The 24,421-nt window shown below is 45.8% G+C and carries 22 protein-coding genes; 13 read left to right on the top strand and 9 right to left on the bottom strand.

Annotated elements, in window-relative coordinates; genetic code table 11:
• Positions 1-123: 123 nt before the first annotated feature.
• The 4 genes from ACR8BL_RS12265 to ACR8BL_RS12250 all read left to right on the top strand — a co-directional run bounded on the left by ACR8BL_RS12265 (position 124) and on the right by ACR8BL_RS12250 (position 5,614).
• Complete coding sequence (locus tag ACR8BL_RS12265; RefSeq protein ID WP_434752860.1) at positions 124-1,797, top strand: extracellular solute-binding protein; 1,674 nt, start codon at positions 124-126, stop codon at positions 1,795-1,797.
• Positions 1,798-2,150: 353 nt separating this feature from the next.
• Positions 2,151-3,125 (top strand): ABC transporter permease, encoded by a 975-nt coding sequence (locus ACR8BL_RS12260; protein ID WP_434752859.1) that lies wholly within the window; start codon positions 2,151-2,153, stop codon positions 3,123-3,125.
• A 15-nt stretch (positions 3,126-3,140) separates the two neighbouring features.
• Positions 3,141-4,040 carry a carbohydrate ABC transporter permease gene (locus ACR8BL_RS12255; RefSeq protein WP_434752858.1) on the top strand — a complete coding sequence of 300 codons (900 nt, stop codon included), beginning with the start codon at positions 3,141-3,143 and terminating at the stop codon, positions 4,038-4,040.
• Complete coding sequence (locus ACR8BL_RS12250) at positions 4,037-5,614, top strand: glycoside hydrolase family 43 protein (protein WP_434752857.1); 1,578 nt, start codon at positions 4,037-4,039, stop codon at positions 5,612-5,614. Before ACR8BL_RS12255 ends, ACR8BL_RS12250 begins: the two co-directional genes overlap by 4 nt.
• Positions 5,615-5,722: 108 nt before the next feature.
• Here the strand turns inward: ACR8BL_RS12250 and ACR8BL_RS12245 are convergent, their stop codons facing one another.
• A complete protein-coding gene (locus ACR8BL_RS12245; RefSeq protein WP_434752856.1) occupies positions 5,723-6,442 on the bottom strand; it encodes a suppressor of fused domain protein in 720 nt (239 codons plus the stop codon).
• A 131-nt stretch (positions 6,443-6,573) separates the two neighbouring features.
• On the opposite strand from ACR8BL_RS12245, the gene ACR8BL_RS12240 reads away from it, so the two are divergent.
• The 3 genes from ACR8BL_RS12240 (at position 6,574) to ACR8BL_RS12230 (ending at position 9,976) form a co-directional block, all read left to right on the top strand.
• The gene (locus ACR8BL_RS12240; protein ID WP_434753107.1) at positions 6,574-6,903 is read left to right on the top strand and encodes an ArsR/SmtB family transcription factor; all 330 of its coding nucleotides are present in this window, start codon (positions 6,574-6,576) and stop codon (positions 6,901-6,903) included.
• A 178-nt stretch (positions 6,904-7,081) separates the two neighbouring features.
• Positions 7,082-8,854, top strand: coding sequence for a SulP family inorganic anion transporter (locus tag ACR8BL_RS12235; protein ID WP_434752855.1), 1,773 nt, complete (start codon positions 7,082-7,084; stop codon positions 8,852-8,854).
• A 75-nt stretch (positions 8,855-8,929) separates the two neighbouring features.
• The gene (locus ACR8BL_RS12230; RefSeq protein WP_434752854.1) at positions 8,930-9,976 is read left to right on the top strand and encodes a phosphotransferase; all 1,047 of its coding nucleotides are present in this window, start codon (positions 8,930-8,932) and stop codon (positions 9,974-9,976) included.
• A 145-nt stretch (positions 9,977-10,121) separates the two neighbouring features.
• On the opposite strand, the gene ACR8BL_RS12225 is transcribed toward ACR8BL_RS12230, so the two are convergent.
• Together ACR8BL_RS12225 and ACR8BL_RS12220 are read right to left on the bottom strand one after the other, a co-directional pair.
• Entirely contained in the window at positions 10,122-11,117 is a 996-nt protein-coding gene (locus ACR8BL_RS12225) for a DUF4003 family protein (protein ID WP_434752853.1), read from the bottom strand.
• Positions 11,118-11,144: 27 nt separating this feature from the next.
• A complete protein-coding gene (locus ACR8BL_RS12220; RefSeq protein ID WP_434752852.1) occupies positions 11,145-11,513 on the bottom strand; it encodes a DUF6713 family protein in 369 nt (122 codons plus the stop codon).
• Positions 11,514-11,747: 234 nt separating this feature from the next.
• Here ACR8BL_RS12220 and ACR8BL_RS12215 point away from each other — a divergent pair, with 234 nt between their 5' ends.
• Together ACR8BL_RS12215 and ACR8BL_RS12210 are read left to right on the top strand one after the other, a co-directional pair.
• Positions 11,748-13,124: an amino acid permease gene (locus ACR8BL_RS12215; RefSeq protein WP_434752851.1), complete on the top strand. Its 1,377-nt coding sequence runs from the start codon at positions 11,748-11,750 to the stop codon at positions 13,122-13,124.
• Between the two features lie 239 nt (positions 13,125-13,363).
• On the top strand, positions 13,364-14,266 hold the full coding sequence (locus tag ACR8BL_RS12210) for an SDR family oxidoreductase (protein WP_434752850.1): 903 nt from the start codon (positions 13,364-13,366) through the stop codon (positions 14,264-14,266).
• A gap of 124 nt (positions 14,267-14,390) precedes the next feature.
• Here ACR8BL_RS12210 and ACR8BL_RS12205 read toward each other — a convergent pair whose 3' ends face one another.
• Positions 14,391-15,152 (bottom strand): GNAT family N-acetyltransferase, encoded by a 762-nt coding sequence (locus ACR8BL_RS12205; RefSeq protein ID WP_434752849.1) that lies wholly within the window; start codon positions 15,150-15,152, stop codon positions 14,391-14,393.
• Positions 15,153-15,395: 243 nt separating this feature from the next.
• Between ACR8BL_RS12205 and ACR8BL_RS12200 the strand changes: the two genes are divergently transcribed.
• Positions 15,396-16,055 (top strand): M48 family metallopeptidase, encoded by a 660-nt coding sequence (locus tag ACR8BL_RS12200; protein ID WP_434753106.1) that lies wholly within the window; start codon positions 15,396-15,398, stop codon positions 16,053-16,055.
• A gap of 1 nt (position 16,056) precedes the next feature.
• Here ACR8BL_RS12200 and ACR8BL_RS12195 read toward each other — a convergent pair whose 3' ends face one another.
• On the bottom strand, positions 16,057-17,139 hold the full coding sequence (locus tag ACR8BL_RS12195; RefSeq protein WP_434752848.1) for a saccharopine dehydrogenase: 1,083 nt from the start codon (positions 17,137-17,139) through the stop codon (positions 16,057-16,059).
• A 202-nt stretch (positions 17,140-17,341) separates the two neighbouring features.
• Between ACR8BL_RS12195 and ACR8BL_RS12190 the strand changes: the two genes are divergently transcribed.
• Positions 17,342-17,713, top strand: coding sequence for an iron chaperone (locus tag ACR8BL_RS12190; RefSeq protein WP_434752847.1), 372 nt, complete (start codon positions 17,342-17,344; stop codon positions 17,711-17,713).
• An 80-nt stretch (positions 17,714-17,793) separates the two neighbouring features.
• On the opposite strand, the gene ACR8BL_RS12185 is transcribed toward ACR8BL_RS12190, so the two are convergent.
• Positions 17,794-20,025, bottom strand: coding sequence for an S-layer homology domain-containing protein (locus ACR8BL_RS12185; RefSeq protein WP_434758355.1), 2,232 nt, complete (start codon positions 20,023-20,025; stop codon positions 17,794-17,796).
• 194 nt (positions 20,026-20,219) lie between these two features.
• A complete protein-coding gene (locus tag ACR8BL_RS12180; RefSeq protein WP_434752845.1) occupies positions 20,220-20,822 on the bottom strand; it encodes a hypothetical protein in 603 nt (200 codons plus the stop codon).
• Positions 20,823-21,074: 252 nt separating this feature from the next.
• Between ACR8BL_RS12180 and ACR8BL_RS12175 the strand changes: the two genes are divergently transcribed.
• On the top strand, positions 21,075-21,524 hold the full coding sequence (locus tag ACR8BL_RS12175; protein ID WP_434752844.1) for a hypothetical protein: 450 nt from the start codon (positions 21,075-21,077) through the stop codon (positions 21,522-21,524).
• Positions 21,525-21,559: 35 nt separating this feature from the next.
• Positions 21,560-21,703, top strand: a complete 144-nt coding sequence (locus tag ACR8BL_RS12170) for a hypothetical protein (protein ID WP_434758354.1) — start codon at positions 21,560-21,562, stop codon at positions 21,701-21,703.
• Positions 21,704-21,714: 11 nt separating this feature from the next.
• Here ACR8BL_RS12170 and ACR8BL_RS12165 read toward each other — a convergent pair whose 3' ends face one another.
• Complete coding sequence (locus ACR8BL_RS12165; RefSeq protein ID WP_434752843.1) at positions 21,715-22,956, bottom strand: DHHW family protein; 1,242 nt, start codon at positions 22,954-22,956, stop codon at positions 21,715-21,717.
• Between the two features lie 14 nt (positions 22,957-22,970).
• A complete protein-coding gene (locus ACR8BL_RS12160; protein ID WP_434752842.1) occupies positions 22,971-24,392 on the bottom strand; it encodes an MBOAT family O-acyltransferase in 1,422 nt (473 codons plus the stop codon).
• Between the last annotated feature and the right edge of the window lie 29 nt (positions 24,393-24,421).

Raw genomic sequence — 24,421 nt, 5'->3', positions numbered from 1 at the left:
ATTATTGGGATGGGGCCTATAGTTTGTCCCGTTGAGGAGAGCAGGCAACAATGATAATTTTAAATCAACCTTTGGAAAGCGCTTTCTAAAGAGTGTCTCTCAACATACTTCGCTGGAGGGGTCATGATGAAAAAGGATGTCAGAAAAAGATTCAGGCAGCTCGTTTTACTGACGTTGATGCTTACGGTTGTGCTCGCTGGATGTACGCCGGGATCATCCAAAACGGAAGAGAAGACAGCAGACGGCAAGGAACTGAAGCAGTTTTCCGCATTTTTTGCTGTACCTGGCAAGCTTGCGCCTGATGATAACCGCGTGATGAAGGCTATTGAGGAAAAAACGGGAGTTCGGGTCACGATGGACTGGCTCACTGGCCAGACTGCCAAAGAACGCATCGGTGTCATGATTGCAGGCGGGGAATACCCAGACTTTATTGATGGCAGTGATGGTACACAGCAGCTGGTGTCTGCCGGCGCACTTGTGCCGATTGAGGACTATATCGACAAATATCCAAATATCAAAAACTATCTCGGTGACAATTGGAAGAAGATGAAAAATTCAACGGATGGTCATATCTACTTCATTCCGCAATTCGGTAATTTACAGGGTGAGTCTATGAAGGTATCTCATGATGGGGAAGCGTTCTGGATTCAAAAAGCGGTGCTGGAATGGGCGAACTACCCAACGATCAAAACGCTGGATCAGTATTTCGACTTGATCGAAAAGTACAAAGCAGCGAATCCAACGATTAACGGTCAGCCAACGATTGGTTTTGAGATCATCTCTTACGACTGGCGTTACTTCGCACTGGAGAATCCGCCGCTATTCCTGGCAGGCTACCCGAACGAAGGTGCCGCTATTATCGACAAGGCTACATTAACAGCGAAAAACTACAATACGATTCCAGAAGCCAAGGCTTATTTTAAAAAGATCAATGAAGTCTATAACAAAGGACTCGTCGACAACGAAACATTCACAGCCAATTACGATCAGTACATTTCCAAAATTTCGACTGGACGCGTACTGGGCATGGTCGATCAGGGATGGCAGTTCCTTGACGCAGAGGCTTCTCTTGTTAAACAAAAGCTGTATGAAAGAACCTATGTACCACTGTCCATTACGTTGTCTGAAGATGTAAAAGGACGTTATCAGCATAAGCCGATCCTGAACGTCAACGGCGGACTTGCGATTACGAAGAGCTGTAAAGATGTTGAAGGAGCGCTTCAATACATTAACGATCTGCTTGATCCGGAGACGGAAGTGCTGAGAACGTGGGGACAAAAAGATGTGGACTATCAGGTGGATGACAAAGGTGTATTCTCTCGTAACGAGGAGCAACGCGCCCATTCGAAAGATCCGGACTGGGTACTCGCAAACACAGGAAGTCCGCTGGTATACTTCCCTCACCATGAAGGTATGACAGCAGACGGTAAAAATGCGATGGACCCGAAAGAACAGCCTGAAGAGTACCTTGCGACACTGAATGACATTGATAAAAAAGTCCTCAAGGCTTACGGATACACCAAATTTACGGATTTCCTGGAGCCTGCAGAAGAGAACGAACCATGGTTCCCGATCTATACATTCAATTTTGAACCGAATAAACCCGAAACCATTGCCAGACAAAAGATGGACGATGTGAAACGCAAATGGTTGCCTAAAGTGATCATGACCTCACCAGCTGAGTTCGAACAGGCATGGGAGGAGTATCAATCAACACTCAAAGAAAGTGCAGATATCAAAGCGTATGAGGATGCACTGACCGAAGAGGTTCGCAGACGTGTAGAGCTGTGGGGTTAAGCAGGTTAAATAGGTGCAAGTAGTAAGCAATGCAATAAGCGGTACGAAAAGAACTACGATAAGAAATGTGAGGAACAAAGTGTTAAGCGATACGGAGTAATTCAACTAGTAATACCGAGCAATACCAAGCAAAGCCAAGAGCAGTATAACAAGTAGCGTGATAAGTAGTATGAAGAGTAATACGAGACGCGGTATCAGTAGGTAATAGCTAGGCTTAAGGCAGAGAGGCTATGGGACATCCTATAGCCTTTCTTAATCCACACATAAACATGTACCCATTGGACAGGAATGGATTCGAAATCATCCGCTTCGGATGATATAGATAAAACTCGTAATCAAGGAGAGAGAAAAGCATGGCTAAAAAGGAGTTGCAGCCTTCGGTAAATACCAGTCATATCCCTTCGGGGAAAAGCTGGCTCGGGTATAACTTGTCCAGAATGAAAAGTCAGCGCCAATTGATGTGGATGTCATTCCCCTTCATTGCGTTTATTGCTATTTTTGCATATGGGCCTTTATGGGGCTGGCTTATGGCTTTTCAGAACTACAGACCGGGCATTGGTTTTATGGAGCAGGATTGGGCAGGACTGGATCATTTTCGAACGTTATTTACGGACCCGACCTTCTTACGTGTCATTCGCAATACACTGGCGATGAGTCTGATCAGTCTGTTTCTGGGATTTGTGGGTTCAATCGGTCTGGCGCTCTTGCTCAACGAACTGCGGCTGGTTTTATTTAAACGTGTCGTGCAGACCGTTTCTTACCTTCCGCACTTTCTATCGTGGATCATTGTGACAGGCATCGTTGCGAATGTGTTATCTACGGAAAACGGGATTGTAAATGTGCTGATGACCAAGCTGGGGCTGATCGATGCACCGATCAATTTTTTTGCCGAACCCAAATATTTTTGGGGTATCGTAGGTCTGTCCAGCATGTGGAAGGAGATCGGGTGGGGTACGATTATTTATCTGGCTTCCATGGCTTCGATTAATCCTAGTTTGTACGAGGCAGCGTCCATCGATGGAGCAGGCCGTTTCCGCAAAATGTGGAATGTCACACTGCCGAGTATCAAACCAACCATCATTATCCTGCTGATTATCAACGTGGGTAACGTACTGAATGCCGGTTTTGAGATTCAATATTTGCTGGGGAACGGACTGGTGCAGGATGTATCCGAGACGATTGATATTTTTGTCCTGAAATACGGGATTAATCTCGGAAACTACTCACTTGCCACCGCGGCAGGCATCTTCAAAAGTGTGGTCAGTCTGGTGCTCATCTTTATCGCCAACGGGATTGCCAAATCTCTTGGTGAAGAGCGGTTGATATGATAAGGGGGCAGCGCTGTGAATCGAATTAGTGGAAAACGAAGCCTGGGTGACTCTATCTTTTCCATCACCAATGGCATATTTATGTTGCTTGTTATGGTTGTTACGTTATATCCTTTTTTAAACACCATTGCCGTATCTTTCAATAACGGTCTCGATACGATTCGCGGGGGAATCTATCTTTGGCCGAGGGAGTGGACGCTGCAAAACTATGTTTCCGTGTTCCAAAATCCACATCTGACCCAAGCGGCATTTATTTCAGTTGCCAGAACGGTCATTGGAACCGTTGTACAGCTCTTCTGTACAGCGATGCTGGCTTATGTACTGAGCCGTAAGGAATACATGTTTAACAAGTTTGTCACTACACTCTTTGTAATCACGATGTATTTCAGCGGCGGCTTGATTCCTGGATACATGCTGATTAAACAAGTGGGACTGCTGAACAGTTTCTGGGTGTATATTATTCCCGGACTGATCGGGGTATTCAACATGATTGTCATCCGTACCTACATTCAGGGGTTATCCGAGGGACTGATTGAATCGGCAAAAATGGATGGTGCAGGAGATTTCCGCATCTTTATGCGTATTGTGCTTCCGCTGTCCAAGCCGGTGCTGGCTACGGTTGCACTCTTTATCGCTGTAGGTCAGTGGAACTCCTGGTTTGACTCCATGCTCTATACGGCAGGCAACCGCAATTTGACCACCCTGCAATATGAACTGATGAAGCTGTTATCTTCGGCGACGTCACAAGGGGGAACGGTCAATGTGGATCAATACAAAAATGTGACCAATATGGTCACCCCCGTATCTATTCGGGCGGCCATCACCATCGTGACTGCGATGCCCATCGTTATACTTTATCCATTCTTGCAAAAATACTTTGTCACTGGACTCACCATTGGAGGGGTAAAAGAATGAACAATGCTAATCAAGGCGAGCAATGCACGTTTAACAATCCGATCATGTCTGGATTTTATCCAGACCCGTCTGTTTGCCGGGTAGGGGAAGATTTTTATCTGGTCACATCCACGTTTGCCTATTTTCCTGGCGTTCCGATCTTTCACAGCCGTGATCTGGTTCATTGGAAGCAGATTGGCAATGTGCTGGATCGTGCTTCTCAGCTTAATCTGGAGGGCGCAGGACATTCGCAGGGGATTTTTGCACCGACGCTTCGGCATCATGATGGGCTCTTTTATATGATCACAACGAATGTAACGCATGGCGGGAACTTTGTTGTGACAGCTACTAACCCGGCTGGGCCATGGTCTGATCCTTATTTTATTGAAGGTGCGGAAGGCATTGATCCAACGATTTTCTTTGATGAAGACGGGAAGGCGTATTACTTGGGAACACGTCCTTGTTCTGAAGGTGTGCGTTACAACGGAAACTGGGAAGTGTGGCTTCGTGAACTGGATTTGGGCAGCATGAAGTTGGTCGGAGACAGCTATGTTCTGTGGCGTGGGGCGATGGTAGATGTGATTTGGCCAGAAGGACCGCATTTGTATAAAATCGGCGAGTATTATTACCTGATGATTGCAGAAGGTGGAACAGGTCTGAACCATGCGGTTACGATTGCACGCAGCAGCAGTTTGACTGGCGGTTATGTCGGTAATCCGAATAATCCGATTATTACCCATCGTCATATGGGCAAGCATTATCCAGTAATCAATGTAGGACATGCGGATTTGGTACAAGCTCCTAATGGTGAATGGTTCATGGTGATGCTGGCTTCAAGACCCTATGGCGGGGCTTTCAGTAATCTTGGTCGTGAGACATTTATTGCTTCAGTGGAATGGGAAGATGGCTGGCCAGTCGTCAATCGGGGGCTGGGTAAGCTGGAGGAGCAAGGTGTGTTGAATCTGCCAGCAGCGCCAGTGGCACCGGATTTGCGCTGTGAAAACTTTGATACCGATCATCTGGGCTTGCAATGGATGTTCATGCGCAATCCGCAGGAAGATTTGTACTCCTTGACTGAACGTAAAGGTTATCTGCGTTTGAAGCTGAAACCGCAAACATTGAAGGAACTCGAAAACTCCAGCTTTGTCTGTGTACGTCAGAGACATATGAATTATGTAGCAGCAGCGGCGATGGAATTTGTGCCCAAGCATGAGCATGAAACGGCAGGTCTGGTGGTTATACAGAATGACCAGTATCATGTGCGAATTGAACGTGCACTTGAAGGAGAACAACAGCTACTGCGTGTCATGACATGGTTTGGTGGTGAGGAGTCACGGGTTGCTCAAGTTAAGTTGGATGGGGATATTCCGCGTGTGTACATCAAGATGGCTGCACTTGGACAGCAGCTTGGCTTTTATTACAGTACTGATGGCAGTGAGTATCATCTGGTTGCAGACCGAGTGGATACGACCAGCTTGAGCACGGAAGTAGCTGATGGTTTTGTTGGTTGCTGTATCGGCATGTTTAGCAGCGGTAATGGCAATTCGTCCGATCAGGTAGCCGACTTTGACTGGTTCGAATATGGCTCGTACTAATGTGTGAGGATTAACAAAATATCAACACAAGAAAGCTCAATCCAGCAGCAGATGCGCAAAGGATTGAGCTTTTTATGTTCGTTATGAAGATCATACGAATGATGAATATCAGGCATCCTCGCAGGTATTGACCCGATTTACGTCCAAAATTTCGTTCACATGATGTTCTTCAAATCGGTCTAGCAGGGCGTCCAAACCACACTCTAGCTTATGTTCAAGCTCCTCTAGATAAATGGGAAGGATCGCATAGAAATGTACAGTCTGTCCATTTTCCATGTCGAGTGTCAGGAAATCCTCATCGACCTCAAGCGGAGGCAGCACTATAAAGGCACACATGTCTGTATTATTGGAAAGTGGCTTTGCCGGATCACCATTCGGCACCGTATGCCCCCAGCTTAACCAAGTATCGTAGTCATGCGGCAGGCGAGCCATCGTTTTCAACCAACGGATCGGCCAGTAGTTGTCCGATTCTTTCAGTTCATCCTCTAATAGAGGCCAATCCGGTGGCAAACAAATCATCAGTTCTGCATACTCATATTCCTGTGCATCTTCAGGGGTGTTCATAGGCAAGGCGCTCATGCCTGTGGTGTACAACGTATAATAATTACGCTCTGGTGTTGGACGAATGATATGGACATCGATATGAACTTTGTCTGACACCAGCTCGTGGAACACAGAGTCGGCTTCGCCGAGATATGTATCCGCGTGTTTCTCAATTCGCTGCAGCCATTCGGATTCTACATAAGATGTAGATTGCCACTCACGCTCCATATCTTTATGACGAAGAATAGGAACGCCAGAAGGCGAATATTCGGATGATTCAGACATGCTTATCGCTCCCTTGAACAGTATAATGTACTTGCTTTTACATCTTATCATATCATGTGAATTGAAGTCTGAACCTCGTTCTATGGTATGATATGAGCATGTTGATGAGTTCGATTGAAGGAGCAAAGGGTATGAATCAGAGCGTGCAGCAGTTCAAGGCCGATTTCTTCAAAGCGCTGGCACATCCGATGCGAATCCGCATTCTGGAACTGCTGAGTGAAGGAGACAAAAGCGTCAATGAGCTACAGAGTATTCTTGGATCGGAAGGTTCTGCGGTATCCCAGCAGCTGGCTGTGCTACGCAGCAAAAATGTGGTACAGGGAATTAAAGAAGGTACAACCGTCACCTACTCACTGCGTGACCCGCTGATTAAAGATCTACTGGGGGTTACCAAACAAATTTTTGACAACCATCTGGTCGATGCGATTTCTATGCTGGAGGATATACGCAAAGACAGCTGACACAGGAAACGAGAGCAACCGCACGTTTGTACGGGGCTCTTGTTTTTTTGGGTTTCATTTTATACGAGTACAATTCTACAGAATTGTGATATTTACGATTGACACGGCATATATCAGGGAGTAGTGTTTACTTTATATTCAAATATTCAAATATATGAAGAAAAGAAGGTTATAGAGCATGAAAGGCATCGGGAGATATGCGGGTTATCGAATGGCTGATTTTCGCAAGGATCTGGTATCGGGGCTGATTGTAGGTATTATAGCGATTCCGCTTGGTATGGCTTTTGCCATCGCTTCAGGCGTTAAGCCGGAATATGGATTGTATACAACCATCATTGCGGGGATCTTGATTTCACTGTTAGGCGGTTCCAAATTTCAGATTGGTGGGCCGACGGGTGCATTTATCCCAATCCTTTTTGCCATTGTCATGCAGTATGGTTACGAAAATTTGCTGATTGCTGGCATGATGGCCGGACTGATGCTCATTGTGATGGGTGTGTTCAAGCTGGGGGCATTAATTAAATTTATTCCAAGACCCGTGACGATTGGCTTTACGGCAGGTATCGCCGTGCTGATCTTTAGTGGACAGATCGTGAATGTGCTGGGACTTACGGGCGTCACAAAACACGAGGATTTTTACTCCAATATGAAAGAGATCGGGATGCACATCAGTACGATTAATATATACAGTTTGCTGACAGCGGGGGTGTGCCTGGCTGTTCTTCTGCTTGTGCCGAAATTTGCACCCAAAGTGCCTGCTTCGCTGCTGGGTCTGATATGTTCGACTGTTATCGCGGCTATCTTTTTTAAAGATCAGGTAGCTACGATAGGCTCATCCTTTGGGGAAATTCCGGGGAATTTACCTGGGTTCCACCTGCCGGAGATTACTTGGGAGCGAATTTTGAATTTGCTACAGCCTGCTTTTGTCATTGCTATGCTGGGTGGTATTGAATCGCTGTTGTCCGCCGTTGTCGCCGATGGCATGACGGGCAGTCGCCATAACAGCAACCGGGAACTGATCGGGCAAGGGGTTGCCAACCTTGTTACACCACTCTTCGGTGGTATTCCTGCCACAGGAGCGATTGCTCGTACAGCAACAAATATTAAATCTGGCGCAGTATCTCCATTGTCGGGTGTCATTCATGGTGTTGTCGTTCTGCTTGTCCTGATTCTGTTCGCACCCTACGCATCCCATATCCCGCTTGCCAGCATGGCGCCGGTTCTGATGTTGGTGGCCTGGAATATGAGTGAGCGGAAATCCTTTGTCCATGTATTGCGAACCAGATCAGGGGATTCGCTTGTGTTACTGCTGACCTTTCTTCTTACTGTATTCGCGAGCCTGACAACTGCGGTGGAGGTGGGTTTGATTCTGGCGGTCATTCTGTTTGTGAAACGAATGAGCGAGATGTTGAAAGTGGCCAAAGTACTGCCCGATCCGGATCATAAACATGAGAAGGTCATGGCTCACATGGTACGGGAGGGGCATGATTGCCCACAGATCAGCTTGTATACGATCGAAGGGCCGTTATTTTTTGGTGCAGCGGATATGTTTGAAAAATCGGTTATGGATTCACTTCCGGAGCGCCCAGGCATGTTATTGCTGCGTATGGGGAAAGTTCCTTTTATAGATACAACAGGTGAGGCTAACCTGGCGAGTGTAATCAAGCATTTTGAACGTTCGGGCGGGATCGTACTGTTGTCGGGTATCCAGGAGCAGCCGCTCGAAATGCTGAAACGAACAGGTTTGCTGGAACGGTTAGATCCGGCACATCGGTTTGAACATACGGGAGAAGCTATTAATTATGCATTAAGGCATCTGAACGAAGAGAAGTGTAAGGGATGCAAACATTTTGCGTTTCGGGAGTGCGCGGCTTTGTCTGGTTGTGGGTTGGAGTCTGAGCCTGAGCAGCAGCAAAAGTGGAAAGTTGTGACCGCTAAAACAGCTCCTTAATAACCGTTCCAATAAATTCCTGCATGGTATATATTAAGTATATTCATTACATATCAGACAGGAAGGAACTTGATTATGTTTAATCATCCAACGGCTTTACGCTCGGTGCTCAGCCCGGCATATCTGGAGTGGGCATTACAAGCACATTATGATATCGGAACGTGGGAAGAATGCAGGTTTTGGCTGCGAGGTTTGAATGATACTTACCGGGTACGCACAAGCACAGGAACTTATATATTACGTATATATCGTACCGAGGTTGTGGAAGCGGATGTTCGTTATGAACTGAGTGTGCTGACTGCGCTGAAAGAAGGTCTCGGTTCGAGTGCGCATACAGAGGTTGGAGACTTTATCTCAACGAAAGATCAGACCGGGTATACGATGCTGGATGCGGCTGAAGGAAAGCGGGCAGCTGTGCTCTTTCACTATATTGATGGAACAGAAAATAATCTGGAGGATGAGGATTCCTGCTATGCCTTTGGTCGGTCTGCTGCTGAACTGCACCAGGCTATGGATCACATTAAGTTGGAACAGGAGCGAGAACTGGCGTCAGAGTTGGAAACGATGTCGAAGCCGGAACGGAGTAACGAAAGGTTTGAGCTGGATATTAAATTTCTCATCGATGAGCCTCTTGAACGAATTCTGCGTTACATCGGAGAGGATTGTGAGGAAGCAGCATTTCTGCAAACGTTTGCTAACGTATTAAAAGAAAAGATTCTTACTGTCTCCAGTACCGGGCTGGATTATGGGTTGTGTCATGGCGATATGCATGGAAACAACAATGTGTTTCAACAGCAAGAACGGTTTATTCATTATGACTTCGAATGGGCCGCTCCGGGATGGCGTGCGTATGATCTGGCTCAAGTGAAAATTCGGAAACGGCAGTCGGGTCATTCGGAGCAGAAGCAGCAGTTATGGAATGCGCTGATGAAAGGCTATCGCTCGGTTCGACGCTTTGCAGATGCAGATGAACAGGCGGTCGACCTGTTTATTATCGCTCGCAGGTTCTGGGTGATGGGTCTGGATGTGGCTTTTATTGATAGTGATATGGGCGCGCTGGATTACGGCGAGGATTGGCTTAATGATTTTATTGAGGAATTTCGTGAGACGGGCATTGTGTAGTGAACTAATTCATATGAAATAAAAAGTAACTGTTGTTAAAAAACGATTATGCGGGTTTACTCGCATAATCGTTTTTTATTTACCTGCTGGTGCTTGATATGATCAATCATTATAGCACTATTCAATTTTGCACTCTCGATATCAACTATGATTGCGTGGAAGAGGCAGCGGTCGCGGCTGCCGCTCCAGCAACTGCTGCCGCCATGGCAGCTTGCTGGGCGATGATAATATTAGTGATCGTTGTGGACATGGAAGTTGTGAGGATATCATTCTGTAAACTTTCTACATGTTGAATCGCAGTCAATGCAGATGAGAATAACAGCAATTCCTGTTTGTGTATTGACCAGGCCCCAAAACCTTTTTGGGTTCGTAACCAGTCGTAGGTCTCCACTACCTGATCTGCCAGCAAATCTATCTCCGAAGGCAATAATGCAAAGAGCGCGAGTGAAGGCAAGGTGTTTGTTTTGTCCATCCGATGATCCCTTGCGCGGAAAGCTTCACTTAAAGCCAGTAGACGTTCACTGACCTCAGCGCGGCCATCTCCTATAACGAGGATCTGTGATAGTGTTTGTACACTATTTTTCGCAGAGAACATTGGTTTTAACTCCCGGTAAAGCTGTTCCATGCGCTCCACAGCCGTGTCCACTTCCAGATTAGAGAGGGCTAACATTGCTGTGAAAATATAGTCGTCATGTCCTGTGAGGAAGGGATGCTCTTTTTTCATACGGTCATAGAATGATTTGGCACGTCCCACGGTATGCTGAAATTGATCGGGCGACACCTGGGCAGCGATCTGATAGGCAGCCATCACCAGGTAATCCGAGTTGCGGAACTTGATCTCTTTCATCAAGTCGTGGACTTGAATCGTATGTTGTAGTCTTGTAAGTTGATCTGTTGTCAGAGAAAGCATAGCTGCAATATTAAAGGAGGAAGGGCCTCTAAATGCAGAGAAACGTTTAGTATGCTGCTTCATCAAGTCATTGCTTTGCTGAATGGTTTCTGGATCTATACTTTTATTCTCCACCACATAGAGCAAGGCTGCCAGACGACGCATGATCGGGTGCTGCCATTTGAATGGTTTCTTGAGAATCAGGGTGTTAGAAACAAATAATTCGGCTTTTTCCATCTGTTCTGGTTGCATGTGTAACCCTCCTAATGATTAGTATGGTTATTTCAACATAAGGAATATTAAATGAATCAGCGCAATGCATCCCATTGGATAGATCAATGATCTGGAGAACCTATTTTTAAATTCGTTCTGAGGATGCTTTTCGAAAAAGAAGTGTAACACGGTATGTATGATAAAAAATACATCTAGTACCCAGAATGTTATGGTCTGATAGGAACTGAAAAGAAGTGAGAAGATGATGGTATACAGTGGAAGATGAATCCAGGTGAAATATGTATATGCTTTTTCTTCTTCCATATCTTTTAACACGATAAACAATTTCCATTCGGACCGTCGGATAGCATCCATTTCATGCAGTAGAAATAGGGAAAGGTTAAACAGAAATAAGATCAATAACAAGTTTGGCATCTTTATCCTCCTATTTTAATTTTCATGGATCAGCTGGTAAAGGGCATTAAAAATCATACGTGACTCCCATTGGAAAGGTTCCAGTAACATAGCTGTTCTTTACTTCCTCATAATCCATATTGTATTTCTGCTTCACATCTCGTACAATTTTATGAAGTAATTCTGCATTGCGTTAATGTGAATAGATTGATGGGATGACAATTGGAAGCTGATTTAAGAAAAGGGGAGAATCACTTGGAATCAAAAGGACTATCGAGAGGGCTTAAACCGCGCCATGTTGAACTTATTGCGCTCGGCGGTACGATTGGCGTCGGGTTGTTCATGGGATCGGCAAGCACGATCAAATGGGCTGGGCCATCTGTACTGCTGGCCTATTTACTGGCCGGGATCATTATCTTTTTTGTCATGCGTATTATGGGGGAGATGTTGATCCAGGAGCCGGTGACCGGTTCATTTGCGACATTTGCTCACAAATATATCAGCCCACTTGCGGGATTCCTCACGGCCTGGAGTTACTGGTTCTTGTGGATTACGGTGGGCATGGCCGAAGTTACGGCAATCGGGATTTATGTAGGGTATTGGTTCCCGGATATTCCGCAGTGGATTCCTGCGCTGGTCGGGGTATTCATTATTGCGGCAGCCAATCTGGCAGCGGTCAAGTTCTATGGAGAATTTGAATTTTGGTTTGCGATGATTAAGGTGACCGCGATTGTGGCTATGATTATCATCGGAACAGGTCTTATTTTCTTCGGATGGGGTAATGGAGGGCAGCCGATCGGTTTGTCTAATCTGATTAGTCATGGGGGCTTCTTCCCTGGAGGCATTAAGGGATTCCTCTTTGCGCTATGCATCGTAACGGCGGCCTATCAGGGCGTAGAAATGGTCGGGATTACGGCTGGCGAAGCCGAAAATCCGAAACATACGCTGCGCAAAGCGATCAAAAACATTGTGTGGCGGATTCTCATTTTCTACGTAGGTGCGATATTTGTGATCGTGACGCTGTATCCGTGGAATGAGGTAGGCGAGACGGGAAGTCCATTCGTGCTTACCTTTGCCAAAGTCGGCATTGTTGCAGCTGCGGGTATTATTAACTTCGTGGTGCTGACAGCGGCGATGTCAGGATGTAACAGTGGGATCTACAGCGCAGGACGCATGTTATACACGCTTGCTGAGAATGGGCAGGCACCTGCGTTTTTCAAAAAGTTATCCAAAGGCGGGGTTCCCCGCAACAGTATCGTGGTGACCATTTCCCTGCTTCTGATTGGAGTTGTGCTCAACTATCTGATGCCGGATTCGAAGCTGTTCCTGTACATCTACAGTGCAAGTGTACTCCCAGGAATGGTGCCTTGGTTCGCGTTGGCCTTCAGTCAATTCAGATTCAGAAAGCGCTGGGGAAATGATTTGGCGGAGCATAATTTCAAGTCCAAATGGTTCCCGATCAGCAATTACATCATCATCGTGTATCTGATTCTGGTCATTATCGGTATGGCCTTCAATCCGGATACACGTCTGCCGCTGATTGTGGGGGCGACGTTTATGGCGATTGTGGTGGTAGGTTATTATGTATTTGGCATAGGTAGCCGGCAATCCAAAGTAAATGATCCCAAATAAACAATAATTACATCTGTAGTGTAATCCGTTATTACGTTTAACCAAATGATACAGTCGCATGTGTGGCGACTATAAAGCACTCCTTGAACATATTGGGTGACCTGTGAAGAGTCCAATATGTGCGTGGAGTGTTTTTTTTGCAGTTTAAATGACAGGCATCTCGGTTACAAAGGAAAGAGTGAACCTTTACACAAACGAAAATTCACAACACATAAATACCAACCGAGGAGGAATGAATTATGGCGACGCAAGATCAGCATTCGATTCAAGATCCAAAGACACAATATCCGAAGGCAACTCCGGAGTGGAAACAACAGCAGGTTGAGCCAGGATTGCAGCGTGTGATGACTCCGGTTCCGGATTGTGGTGAAAAAAGTTATAAAGGCAGCGGCCGACTTACGGGACGTAAAGCGGTCGTTACCGGTGCGGATAGCGGAATAGGCCGTGCGGCGGCAATAGCATATGCACGTGAAGGGGCAGACGTTGTACTCTCCTATCTACCAGAGGAAGAAGCGGATGCGAAGGAAGTTGTGCAGTTAATCGAGGAAGCAGGACGGAAAGCCATAGCTGTTCCCGGAGATCTAAGAGACGAGAAATACTGTGAACAGTTAATCGAAACTGCGGTCAAAGAACTCGGCGGCATCGATATTTTAGCTAATGTAGCCGGGAAACAGCAGTTTGTCGAGCAGATTGAAGATCTAACGACAGAACAGTTCGATGCCACATTCAAAACAAATGTCTATTCCATGTTCTGGCTCAACAAAGCAGCAGTCAAACATATGAAAGCAGGCGGTTCGATCATCAATACTTCGTCGATTCAGGCGTATAAACCGTCCCCGATTTTGCTGGATTATGCAACGACAAAAGCTTCGATTAACACCTTCAGTAAAGCGCTCGCCCAACAGGTTGGCAGCAAAGGCATCCGTGTGAACGTTGTCGCGCCAGGGCCAGTCTGGACACCGCTGCAGATTGTTGGTGGGCAGCCCGTTGAGAAGTTGGCCGAATTCGGCAGCAATACACCGCTTGGACGTGCAGGACAACCTGCCGAGATGGCTCCGGCTTACGTATTTCTGGCGAGCCAGGAATCCAGCTATGTGAGCGGAGAGACGTTGAATGCTAATGGTGGTACGGTTAGTCCATAATCCGGAGATCCACTTTTGGCGAACGTATCGTTATGGTTTTGTAACCTTCCATCAGGTTCAACAAAAAAAAGGGGACGAAGCAGTGCGCTTTTGCTTTGCCCCTTTTTTATATGGCGTTGAAACATTACCGGATATATTCTTTTACACGGTACCAGTACGAGTAGGCATCGGTAAAACCTAACTTTGCATATAGCCGCCGTGCGGGTGCATTGTTTTCGACCACTTGCAGATAACTTGAAACAGCACCATGGCGTTTTCCCCAGTGCAGCAGATGCAGGATCATCTGTTCTGCCAGACCGCGATTACGATAGGATGGATCTGTAATGATGTCATGCAGTCCAATGCATCCCCGCTCAACTACACCAAGCCCGCAGGCTGCCACAAGGCCATCGACAGACAGCGTAATGAATCCCGTTTTGGCACGAACATTGAAGAGCATCTGTGTCATCGTATCTTGAGAATCTTCGTTGACCGCATTCAAACGGCAGAAATGTTTCAACCATTCGTCTGTTAGCTGCTCATTGATGTGGACCGCCAAATGCTCAGGAGCTTTCAGATCCTCTAAATTGCGAAGCTGTACGAGGGTTCGATCCACGACGACATAACCTTTATCCTGCAAAAGCTGATCCAACTCTGCTGGCTGAACGAACGGTGTAATTTTGAAAATCGTATTTAACTGGTTGGACGTATAGATTCGCTCACATTCCATGATCTTTTCATGCACATCCAGAGTACAAGGATAGATCGCTTGAACGGAGTTGGCACGTTTCGTGTATCCATTGGCAAAACGCAGCACCCAGCCGTCATATAGAGAGGTGGATAAAGGCTGCCAGTGGTTGAGTGTCAGTTCTTCAATGTGACGATGGTTATCCTGTATTGCATTCATTCTGCTCATCCTCCCGGTAAGATACGTAAACGATGTAATGATTGGATTAAATAATAATACATATAAATGAATAAAAAATTCAATTGGGGTTGTTCCGATGTCAAACATCTGAATATTGGTATACAATCTCTAAGACAACGTGAAACAAAATAACACTTCATCATAGATGAACAAGAACAATCACAGCTGTAAACAAGCATCGACAAACAGCTCAATTTACAGAAATGGAGTACCACAAACATGATTACCATCGAAATCCAGGGGCAAATTGTTACATGTCATATTGAATTTGGCAAACGAAAAAAAGCTTCCATCACTATGGATCTGCCCTATATGGTCACCATTAAGGCGCCGAACGGCACGAGTGAGGAAGTGATCCAGCAACTGGTTATGCAGCACGGAGCTGAGATTCTACAAAAGTCAGCCCGGATGCAGCAGGTAATGGACGGTCCCCAGGCCAAGGAATACGAAAAAGAGGGCAAGGGATCATTTTTACTCTTCGGTAAGGCTTATGCCCTGCAAGATTTAATCCCGGTAGAGGGATTTACCGAAGATGAGCTGCGTGCGAATCTAAAAAAGTTTTACTTTGCCGAATGCAAACGTATGATAGGTCAGCGAATTACACGTTATCAGCAGGAGCTGAAGGTGAAGCCAAAGTCGATCGACATCGTAGACTCACCGACGAAATGGGGGAGCTGCAGCTGGGATAAAAAGCTGACGTTTAATTACCGCCTTGCCATGGCGCCACTAGAGGTCATTGATTACGTCATTATCCATGAGCTATGCCATATTCATCATATGAATCATGACCGCTCGTTTTGGAGACGGTTAGGTAGCATTATGCCGGATTACAAGGAAAAAGAAGATTATCTGATGCGCAATGGAAGGGCTATGACGCTTTAGATTAAGCCAGTTGGACTCCATGTTCTGTGTAAAATTGTACCGCAGCATCCCGATCCATTTGGTGATCCAGCCAATGCTCAGGATAATAAATTCCTGCAGCCATCGGCTGGTCTGCAGGCAATCGAAGCAGCTTGTCAGCTTGAACAGCAGCACCGAGTGCTGTGAGATGGGATTGCCCCAGGGGGTCGGAGACGGTTAATCTACGCTTCACCTGTTTGCCCGAGTGATCGACACCATTCAGTTCAATGACGAGATGATGAGCCCCACCATTTCCCGGGTTATATAGCAACTTACGTCTGATGGGCGTAAACCGCTCACCACTAATCATTTTCCAGATTCCGGTTTTGACCATGCCTGCAAGTGCGTAGGTGGATAGTTTATGATCAAAGGCAATGCGGAAGCTGGAAGCATCGATGTGGCTCTGCTGCGGGAGCGTAACGTGATCGGGTGTATCCAGTCTGTAACATTGCGTTCTGTATCCTCCAGGAAAAGTGACATGAAGCGGATCAGTCATTGGATAGACCTCACGCTGAGTATTCAATTCGGTGATCTGAAAAGGAATGCTCATCCGATCCATAAAAGTAACGGAATCAGGCCCTGCTTTGTCCCGGAGCGAATATAAGGCACTGATATTCATCTCCACATGATCCAGGTTCTCTGCGAGCATCATCGCAAACAAGGAAGCTGTTCCGCCCATCCAGCCAGAAGATAAAATAACAGGGGAGCGTAGTTCTTCTTGTTTTGCCGAACGATGTGCCTGATGAAATACTTCTGTCCAGCGTGTCACGTCAATGAGCGGGATGCCTCTCCGAATGGCAGATATGAGCAATCGATCCTGCAAATCATTCACAGCATTAATAATTAGAAACAGGTTCTCCTGAACGTGGATCAGAGGGTCAGGTGCAGCAGTATCCACAATGACCGTTCGAACGCGGTCTGAAGCGAAAGGAGTGGCTTTGCCAGATGAACGACCTCCGAGTAACAGTTCCAGATCGGGATGCCTGTCATGCAAAATGCGGGCAATCTGTGCACCAACTGCGCCGTAACCGCCCGCGATAAGAATCGTCCTGCTTGTGTTTGTCATTAATGTAAGCCTCCATTAAATGTTTAAATGTTTAAATGTTCGAACGTTTAAACGTATTGTATGGTAATCTCTCCACAAAATCAAATATATTCTTTTTCTCAAAGGAAAACAGTTGTTGTTCTTCCATGAATATGAAGTACAATAGAGCCAATATTACTCGCAGCGAACCGCACTAAAACATACGTGGTGGAAGGAGTGCAAGATGGATCAAAATAGACAGTATTCGGTGCTGGTGGATGAATATATTGATGCATTTCCAACGGATGTACAATTGAAGTTACAGATGTTAAGGCAGATCATCCGTGATGCGGCTCCGCTCGCAGAAGAAAAGATCAGTTACAAAATGCCTACATATGCGCAGCATGGGAATCTGGTTCATTTTGCCGCATACACGAAACACATCGGCTTGTATCCTGCACCTAGTGGTATACTGGCGTTCAAGGAACAACTCTCCAGATATAAAGGAGCGAAGGGCTCGGTTCAGTTTCCACTGGATGAGCCGTTACCAGAGTCACTGATACGTGAGATTGTTGAATTCAGAGTGAAGGAGAATGTAGAGAGGGGTCAAAAATGAATACGGCCATATAAAAGGAAAATAGCCAGGTGAATAATCACCCGGCTATTTTTGGTACCCTTTACATACCAACGTTAATTTCAATTCTCTGTGTATTCGTTAACTGCCATTTTTCCTTCCTCTACACGAATAAAGTAGGAGTAATCTTCTTTTACATTCAAGTAAAGGTTGAGGTGTTTGGTGTTTTGTTCATTTATCTTGACCGTCAGTTTGAAGCTTCCGTCTGCATCCAGCGTTACGTTTTCGGTCTGAATAGGCAGTACTTCTGGCGAAGGACCGTTGATTCCAATTGGAATGGTGTGACCGGCATAGGCTTTAAACGTACCTCGCAAAGTCAAGGTGTGATCGACAGTATACTCGGCCTGAACCGTACCATCCGGGAGGTTACCCTGCTTTTCATTATTGTCTACTTCAGTGACTTGTTCGGGTCTGCCCCAAGGTTCGAATCCTCTGCCCTTTAAATTCCTCAGAAACACAACGGCTTCTGCCCGGGTGAATAATTCCTTGCCAGCATAACCTTCGACTGTAGCTGATGTTTTGCCAGAGGAGTAGCCCATATTCAGCAAATATTGAATGGCATCTTCATCTTTAACATAATTTCTGCCGCCAAGGCTGGCGACAATAACAGCAACCTCTGCCCGATTGAGTGCATGCTTACGCAGCTTGGGATTCTGAATACTGGCCTCCAGAGGCAGATTGAGTCTCGATGCATACGTATAGTAACGATCACTCCAGTTCGCACCTGAAGCATCGGTCTTATCCATATACCCCAGGTAATTGGAATTGGCATACATATTAAACAGCATGGCAAGAAACTCGGCTTCGCTTACCTGAGCATTGGGTCTGAAGGTGTCATTTTCATACCCGGTAACCATATTTTGCTGAATAGCCCACAGAATATCATCTTTAGCCCAGTGAGTCTGAATATCTGTATAATGGAGCATTTTTTTGACTATGACAGGGACAACCGTTTCTTTTCCCGCAAAACGGATACGTAACTCGGTTTTACCGACCTGTGTCCCGACAATCTGACCATTCCGGATCGCGATCTTATCCGAAGATGCCGTGTAAGTCAGGTTGGAAAACGGAGTGTATGACTTTCCATCCCCAAGAATCGCTGTTACGGAGGGGATGTCTACAGTGTCTCCTACCCGCAAAGTCAGACTTGATTTTGCAGGTGTAATCTTGGTTAAAGTCGGATCCTGCCCGCCGTCTACATGGAAGAAACGTGTCGTATAGGAGATTTCAGCGGGAGAGCCGTCTTTCTTTTGCAGACCTATGATATGTACTTGGAAGGTATCACCGTTTTTTAACAACTGCACATCATCAGGACGAAAAATAATAGCGCTGTTATCGCCGAAGTTGGATGTCTCGACATTAAAATAGGCTTGCTCAAACCAGCGTTTGTTTGAGGGGTCTACATTGTAATAATCCAAAGGGAATTCCGTATTCTCTTGTTGTTTAAATGTCCATTTCCGCTGATCAGAGACTCGGATCATTTCAACTTGAATCTTTTCCAATTCAGGTTCTGCGAACACGTCCTTGTTTAATTGAACGGACCAGGCCTGCAGGGCACCGAAGGCTTCGATCGGGAAGGCACCTTGATTGGGGAAAAGACTGTAGTTATAAGGTGTAACCTGAGTTCTGCTTTGGTCAAAAACCTGCATATTACTATAATAACGAGTTCGGTCTTCCTCTTGATGAGTAGCTAGTCCGAATCCGATTCGCTTCAGCTTCGGACTTAATACCCAGCGGCGATGTCCTACTTGATCAATATTGGACGCACCCGAATCATTCATGTAGCCCATGATGCTTCCAGCGAGAACATTCCATTTAGCATTGGTGGTGACATGCAGGTTAGATGAAGAGGCGGAGGTGTATCCTTTATCAAAAAAATCCTTCGGCATATCTGCCGGCTGTTCAGGGTAGTGGCTAAGCTGCCCACCGGTGGAGACAACAACAGACCCATGCTGAGCTTGCATATTTAATGCTGGGTCGAGTACAAGATCACCGGACATACCGGCAATATATCGATAGAAGTTGGCAGCATTCAAACCCTGCTCAAGATATCTCTCATTAAGCGAGCCAGCAGAATAAGGGAAAACGGTGGAAGGTGTTTCGGTAAACATAGGTGTCGTTGGATCAACCATCATCCATTGATTCCACTTTTGCTCGATTTCTTGCTGACTTCGCTCGGGGAGCAAGCTGTCGACCTGTTCTGCATGAGCGGTTTGTGTTCCGCCCAGGAGCAATAATAGGCCGGCGAGTAGCAGTGTAAGCAGCGAACTGATTTTCATTTTTGTACCCATCATAATTCTTGTAAAGCCCCTCTCATCTTCGGTACACACCTGAAATATATGGTAATGTAACTTTATATATATCATCGTCTGTTTCGGTGATTTTGCTTAAGGTGAAATTTAGAGCGGCACGAAAAAAAAGGACAAAGGCTACCCTTAGACACAGGATAACGTATGTTCCTCTTGTATAACTTTCATCTTCAATTAGTTCAGTCCAGATTCAGATCGAAATCCGGCTGGCGCATATAATCAATCGGGTACAGGTCATCCCGAGCCGAGATTAGCGCACGAAAGTGAAGATACAGATTGCCCGGTTGCTCTACAACCCCACCTGCACGAAAAGGAATGAGCTCAGCAACCACGAAGACATCCTCTGCGTTCGTACATCGGAAAATAACATTGTTAAGGTTAATGACTTCTTCCATATAACTGTAAGTCATCACGTGAAAGGACTGTCCGCGCCAGTTCGTCTGAATGACGTTATATGACTGCGTTCGGATCAAGTCCAAATAACGCTCCAACGGGAAGGTATGCTCAAACTGTGTGATATAACCTTTTTTATCTACATCGATGGTAAACTCCACGTCATAGCTATCGTGAAACTCTTCCTGATATGTACCATTCATCATCTTCATCGCATCAAAGTGTGATCCGAAGTCGGGATCAGTCACATAAGGGATCGCGATGAGTTCCGGATCAACATGCTCTGTAATTTGACTTGTCGTGGACGGGGGCTGGTTATGCTTGGTTGGTCTCAGATCAATAGAACCGATCATACTTCCGAGAAAACCGGGGCTGCAGCTTATTCGCATAGTCGTCTCCTTTGAGGTGTATTCCTTTATTAGACGGTGATGCAGGAGGAAAGTTTCACCAATACATATCAGTGTCTATAGCTTTATCCCTAATTTCAACTCCCCAAAAAAGTTGTGGAGTGTCCTGGGACCATAAGTAATAACCCGATTCATTTGTGCGGTCCTCTAGAATCATGCTACTCTCTAAATAGAGAAACGTTGGAGTCAGGATGAAATATCAAACGACGTATAACATGAATGAGGGGGCTTGTGATGTTATCCACCAAAGTCATTGAACATTGCCGCGTGAAAGGCTGGTGGCATGAAGATGTGCCGGCTGAATATGAGGAAGCGTTGCGTAAGCTGGACATCGATCTGAATTCGGATTTTTCACAATTCTACCTGCATGCAGAGGATGGGCCGACGTTTTATAGCAGGCATCAGGAGCTGTATCAGATCTGTTGGGTAATTGAGAATACGGTTTACTTACAAGATATGCATATATCGCAGCTTACACTTGGATTACCGGAGGCTTACATTCCGCTGGACAGCTTTGAAGGGGAAGGTGGTTTTTTCTATAATCGCGAGACTGGTGAGGTTGTGCTGGTTGAACTCGGCGAGTCGATTGAACGTTTCCTGAACAGAGAGAGCAAACCGCAATGGGCGGATTTCAATGCCTTCCTGGAGTGGTATTTTGAAATGGCAGAAGTGACGACGCTGTAAAAAAGCGAAGAGATACCCAAGCATACGACGTTAGCATGTATAAGATGATGACCATGATTGTTGTAAACATGGATATTCTTGATGATATTCGTTTTATCTTGGGTATACAGCAAAAGGGTACATCCGTGGTTATGATTGCCAAGGGAGTACCCTTTTACATGTTCGATCCAACTCGATGAACGACGATATTTTACTTGGAGGAGCTGGTGTAGTGACCCTCCGTTTTGTACTTTCCGTAAGGGAAAAACTCATCGACGAGGTCTTGAGGAGAGATCGACACAAAGATATGATCCAGAGCGGTCTTTTTCGCAAAATCTATAATGTCTCCCGTATAATACCGTGGGTCAATCAGATACACATCGGAGACAACCGTTGAGAGAAAAGAAATCATAGGCACGGCGAGTGAGTCCTTGATAAACATGACCTTGAGTCCGTTTGCCTTGTCTTTATTCGTCACATGTACGATTCCCTGATTGCCATACAGATACGTAAAGTATTTGTCGGCGGTTAGATCGTAGGTAGCGCCTTTTACATTCAAAGGATATGTCGTTAAAAGCGAATCCTCAAAGCGGCCGTTCAACGTGGCTTCCGTTTCACCGGTCTTAAAATAAAAAGAATAGTTGGTTTTGAACTTGGGATATATGAGATCGAAATCATCATCACCCGCGTAATATTTCCCGGTTTTGCGGCCTTGTGATCCGATGAAGAAATCCTTATACGGGATTACATTGTAGTTGCTTATATCTGTAAAATAATGATTCGGATCGAGTGGCTTGTTGTACATGCCATCCAGATGATGAACCAACTGACCGAAGGCCCAGAAAGCTGTTTTGATTTTCCAGTGATGATCGGTTGTGAAAAATAAATCCTTCGCCGGTATGCCGCTCTCCAGCAATCCTTCACGCAGATCCAGCGTGTCGATACCAGCCTCCTTCAGATGGGTGAGGAAACCATCGGCGGTTTCATTATTATAATTGTAAGGAATACCTTCCGGGAATGCCGTATGTCCACGTACATATTTGTCGGGTGTCATGACATAGGTAAGCTTGGTTTTTGCCCCCAATTGTGCCCCGAGCTTGGCAACCCGCTCAGAAAGTTCCTTGGTATCTGTAGGACCTGTAGCAAAGTACGTATAGTGTAGCTTGCCCTCTGTATCTTTGACCACCTCGAAGTTATTCTCTTCGTTTTTCCACATGAGCGACTGCAAGTATCCGTAGGCTTCGATGAAACCAAACTTCTCAAAAACATGCTCATTTATATCAGCATCCAGCTCGTTAATAATACCTTTGGCATTGGAGAAACGGTAGTCTGCCGCCGCTAGTGTCTTTTTCATAGGCTCCATGGACTGTATCATATTCAGGATAGATAACGTGACGAGCACAAGAATAAAGAGGAAGGCGGTGATTCTCTTTTTGGCAAAAAAGCTATGCATATGGAATCCTTCTCTCAGAAATTAAAATAAATAAACGGGTTGTACGTGCCTTTGACCAGATAGGACACACACACGAGAAACAATGCAATGATGGTCACCGGGTAGATCAGTTCCAGTGGTTTACCGAAGCGAACACCATCCACCATCCATTTGTTCATCCGTAGGGCAATTGGTGTAGAGAACAGAATGCCGAGAATGAAGAAAAGGGCGTATTCTTTCATGAACATCCAGGTTGTATCACTCCAGAAGCCGTTACCATAGAGTCCGAACATGTTGCCAAGATAGTTGCCGGCCTGTAACAAGTCCGGTGAACGGAAAATGACCCATCCAATGACCACAATGAACATAGCATAGAAATGTCGGAGCGGAGCCAAACGTGTGCTTTTGTCCAGATTGAATATTTTCTCCAGTGCAATGAACGCAAAGTTGATTAAACCCCAGATGACAAATGTCCATTCGGCCCCATGCCAGATGCCCGTGAGTCCCCAGACGACCAACAGATTGCGGATCATCTTATCCTTGTTGCTGACGCGTGATCCTCCCAGCGGGAAGTAAACATATTCTTTGAACCAGGTACCGAGCGAGATGTGCCAGCGGCGCCAGAATTCGGTGATGGAGCGGGAGATATACGGATATTTGAAGTTTTCTTCGAATTTGAATCCAAACATAAGTGCGAGCCCAATGGCCATATCGGAATAACCCGAGAAGTCGAAATAAATCTGCAATGTGTAGGCAATTGCCCCCAGCCAAGCGAGGCTTGAAGCCATATCACCTGTTCCACCCATGCTGAATGCATGATCGGCAACAATAGCCATACTGTTGGATAACAGTACCTTTTTACTCAAACCCACGATGAAACGGCAGCAGCCAACCGCGAACTTGTCCCAGCTTTCTTTGCGATGGATCATCTGATCCGCAATCATGTTGTAACGCAATATAGGCCCGGCTACAAGTTGAGGGAAAAAGGAAATATAGAGGGCGACATAAAATGGATTTTTCTGCACACTGCCATGTCCACGATACACATCAATAACGTAAGAGATCGCATGGAAGGTGAAAAAGGAAATGCCGAGCGGCAGCGCGATATGCGGAATGCTCAGGCCAAAGCCGGTGCTTTCATTGACAATGCGCAGGGCAAACGCCAGGTATTTATAAACAAACAGCATGCCCAGATTGGCAGCAAGCATTACAGTAATGATGGTATAGGCGGCTTTGCGCCGATCCCGGTACTTGTCCACGAGCAGTGCGAAAACATAGTTCAGTGCAATGGAGACCAGCATGACCAGCACAAAGCGGGGTTCACCCCATGCATAGAAGAACAGGCTCGCCACAAGCAGCAGCATATTTTTGAGTGTCACAGAAAATCGCAACATATAATATAGCCCCAATACTAGCGGCAAGAAATAAAATAAGAAGATTACACTGGAAAAGAGCACTGCCTTTCCTCCTTGAAGATAAAATAAAG

It is taken from the genome of Paenibacillus amylolyticus, assembly GCF_051136285.1.
GTDB lineage: Bacteria > Bacillota > Bacilli > Paenibacillales > Paenibacillaceae > Paenibacillus > Paenibacillus amylolyticus_F.
This window is presented reverse-complemented; position numbering and strand designations above follow the sequence as displayed.

Coding starts and splice junctions, on each gene's coding strand:
- ACR8BL_RS12265 (WP_434752860.1), top strand. CDS start 124: ATGATGAAAAAGGATGTCAGAAAAAGATTCAGGCAGCTCGTTTTACTG.
- ACR8BL_RS12260 (WP_434752859.1), top strand. CDS start 2,151: ATGGCTAAAAAGGAGTTGCAGCCTTCGGTAAATACCAGTCATATCCCT.
- ACR8BL_RS12250 (WP_434752857.1), top strand. CDS start 4,037: ATGAACAATGCTAATCAAGGCGAGCAATGCACGTTTAACAATCCGATC.
- ACR8BL_RS12245 (WP_434752856.1), bottom strand. CDS start 6,442: ATGTCTGAATCATCCGAATATTCGCCTTCTGGCGTTCCTATTCTTCGT.
- ACR8BL_RS12240 (WP_434753107.1), top strand. CDS start 6,574: ATGAATCAGAGCGTGCAGCAGTTCAAGGCCGATTTCTTCAAAGCGCTG.
- ACR8BL_RS12235 (WP_434752855.1), top strand. CDS start 7,082: ATGAAAGGCATCGGGAGATATGCGGGTTATCGAATGGCTGATTTTCGC.
- ACR8BL_RS12230 (WP_434752854.1), top strand. CDS start 8,930: ATGTTTAATCATCCAACGGCTTTACGCTCGGTGCTCAGCCCGGCATAT.
- ACR8BL_RS12225 (WP_434752853.1), bottom strand. CDS start 11,117: ATGCAACCAGAACAGATGGAAAAAGCCGAATTATTTGTTTCTAACACC.
- ACR8BL_RS12220 (WP_434752852.1), bottom strand. CDS start 11,513: ATGCCAAACTTGTTATTGATCTTATTTCTGTTTAACCTTTCCCTATTT.
- ACR8BL_RS12210 (WP_434752850.1), top strand. CDS start 13,364: ATGGCGACGCAAGATCAGCATTCGATTCAAGATCCAAAGACACAATAT.
- ACR8BL_RS12205 (WP_434752849.1), bottom strand. CDS start 15,152: ATGAATGCAATACAGGATAACCATCGTCACATTGAAGAACTGACACTC.
- ACR8BL_RS12195 (WP_434752848.1), bottom strand. CDS start 17,139: ATGACAAACACAAGCAGGACGATTCTTATCGCGGGCGGTTACGGCGCA.
- ACR8BL_RS12190 (WP_434752847.1), top strand. CDS start 17,342: ATGGATCAAAATAGACAGTATTCGGTGCTGGTGGATGAATATATTGAT.
- ACR8BL_RS12185 (WP_434758355.1), bottom strand. CDS start 20,025: ATGATGGGTACAAAAATGAAAATCAGTTCGCTGCTTACACTGCTACTC.
- ACR8BL_RS12180 (WP_434752845.1), bottom strand. CDS start 20,822: ATGCGAATAAGCTGCAGCCCCGGTTTTCTCGGAAGTATGATCGGTTCT.
- ACR8BL_RS12175 (WP_434752844.1), top strand. CDS start 21,075: ATGTTATCCACCAAAGTCATTGAACATTGCCGCGTGAAAGGCTGGTGG.
- ACR8BL_RS12170 (WP_434758354.1), top strand. CDS start 21,560: ATGTATAAGATGATGACCATGATTGTTGTAAACATGGATATTCTTGAT.
- ACR8BL_RS12165 (WP_434752843.1), bottom strand. CDS start 22,956: ATGCATAGCTTTTTTGCCAAAAAGAGAATCACCGCCTTCCTCTTTATT.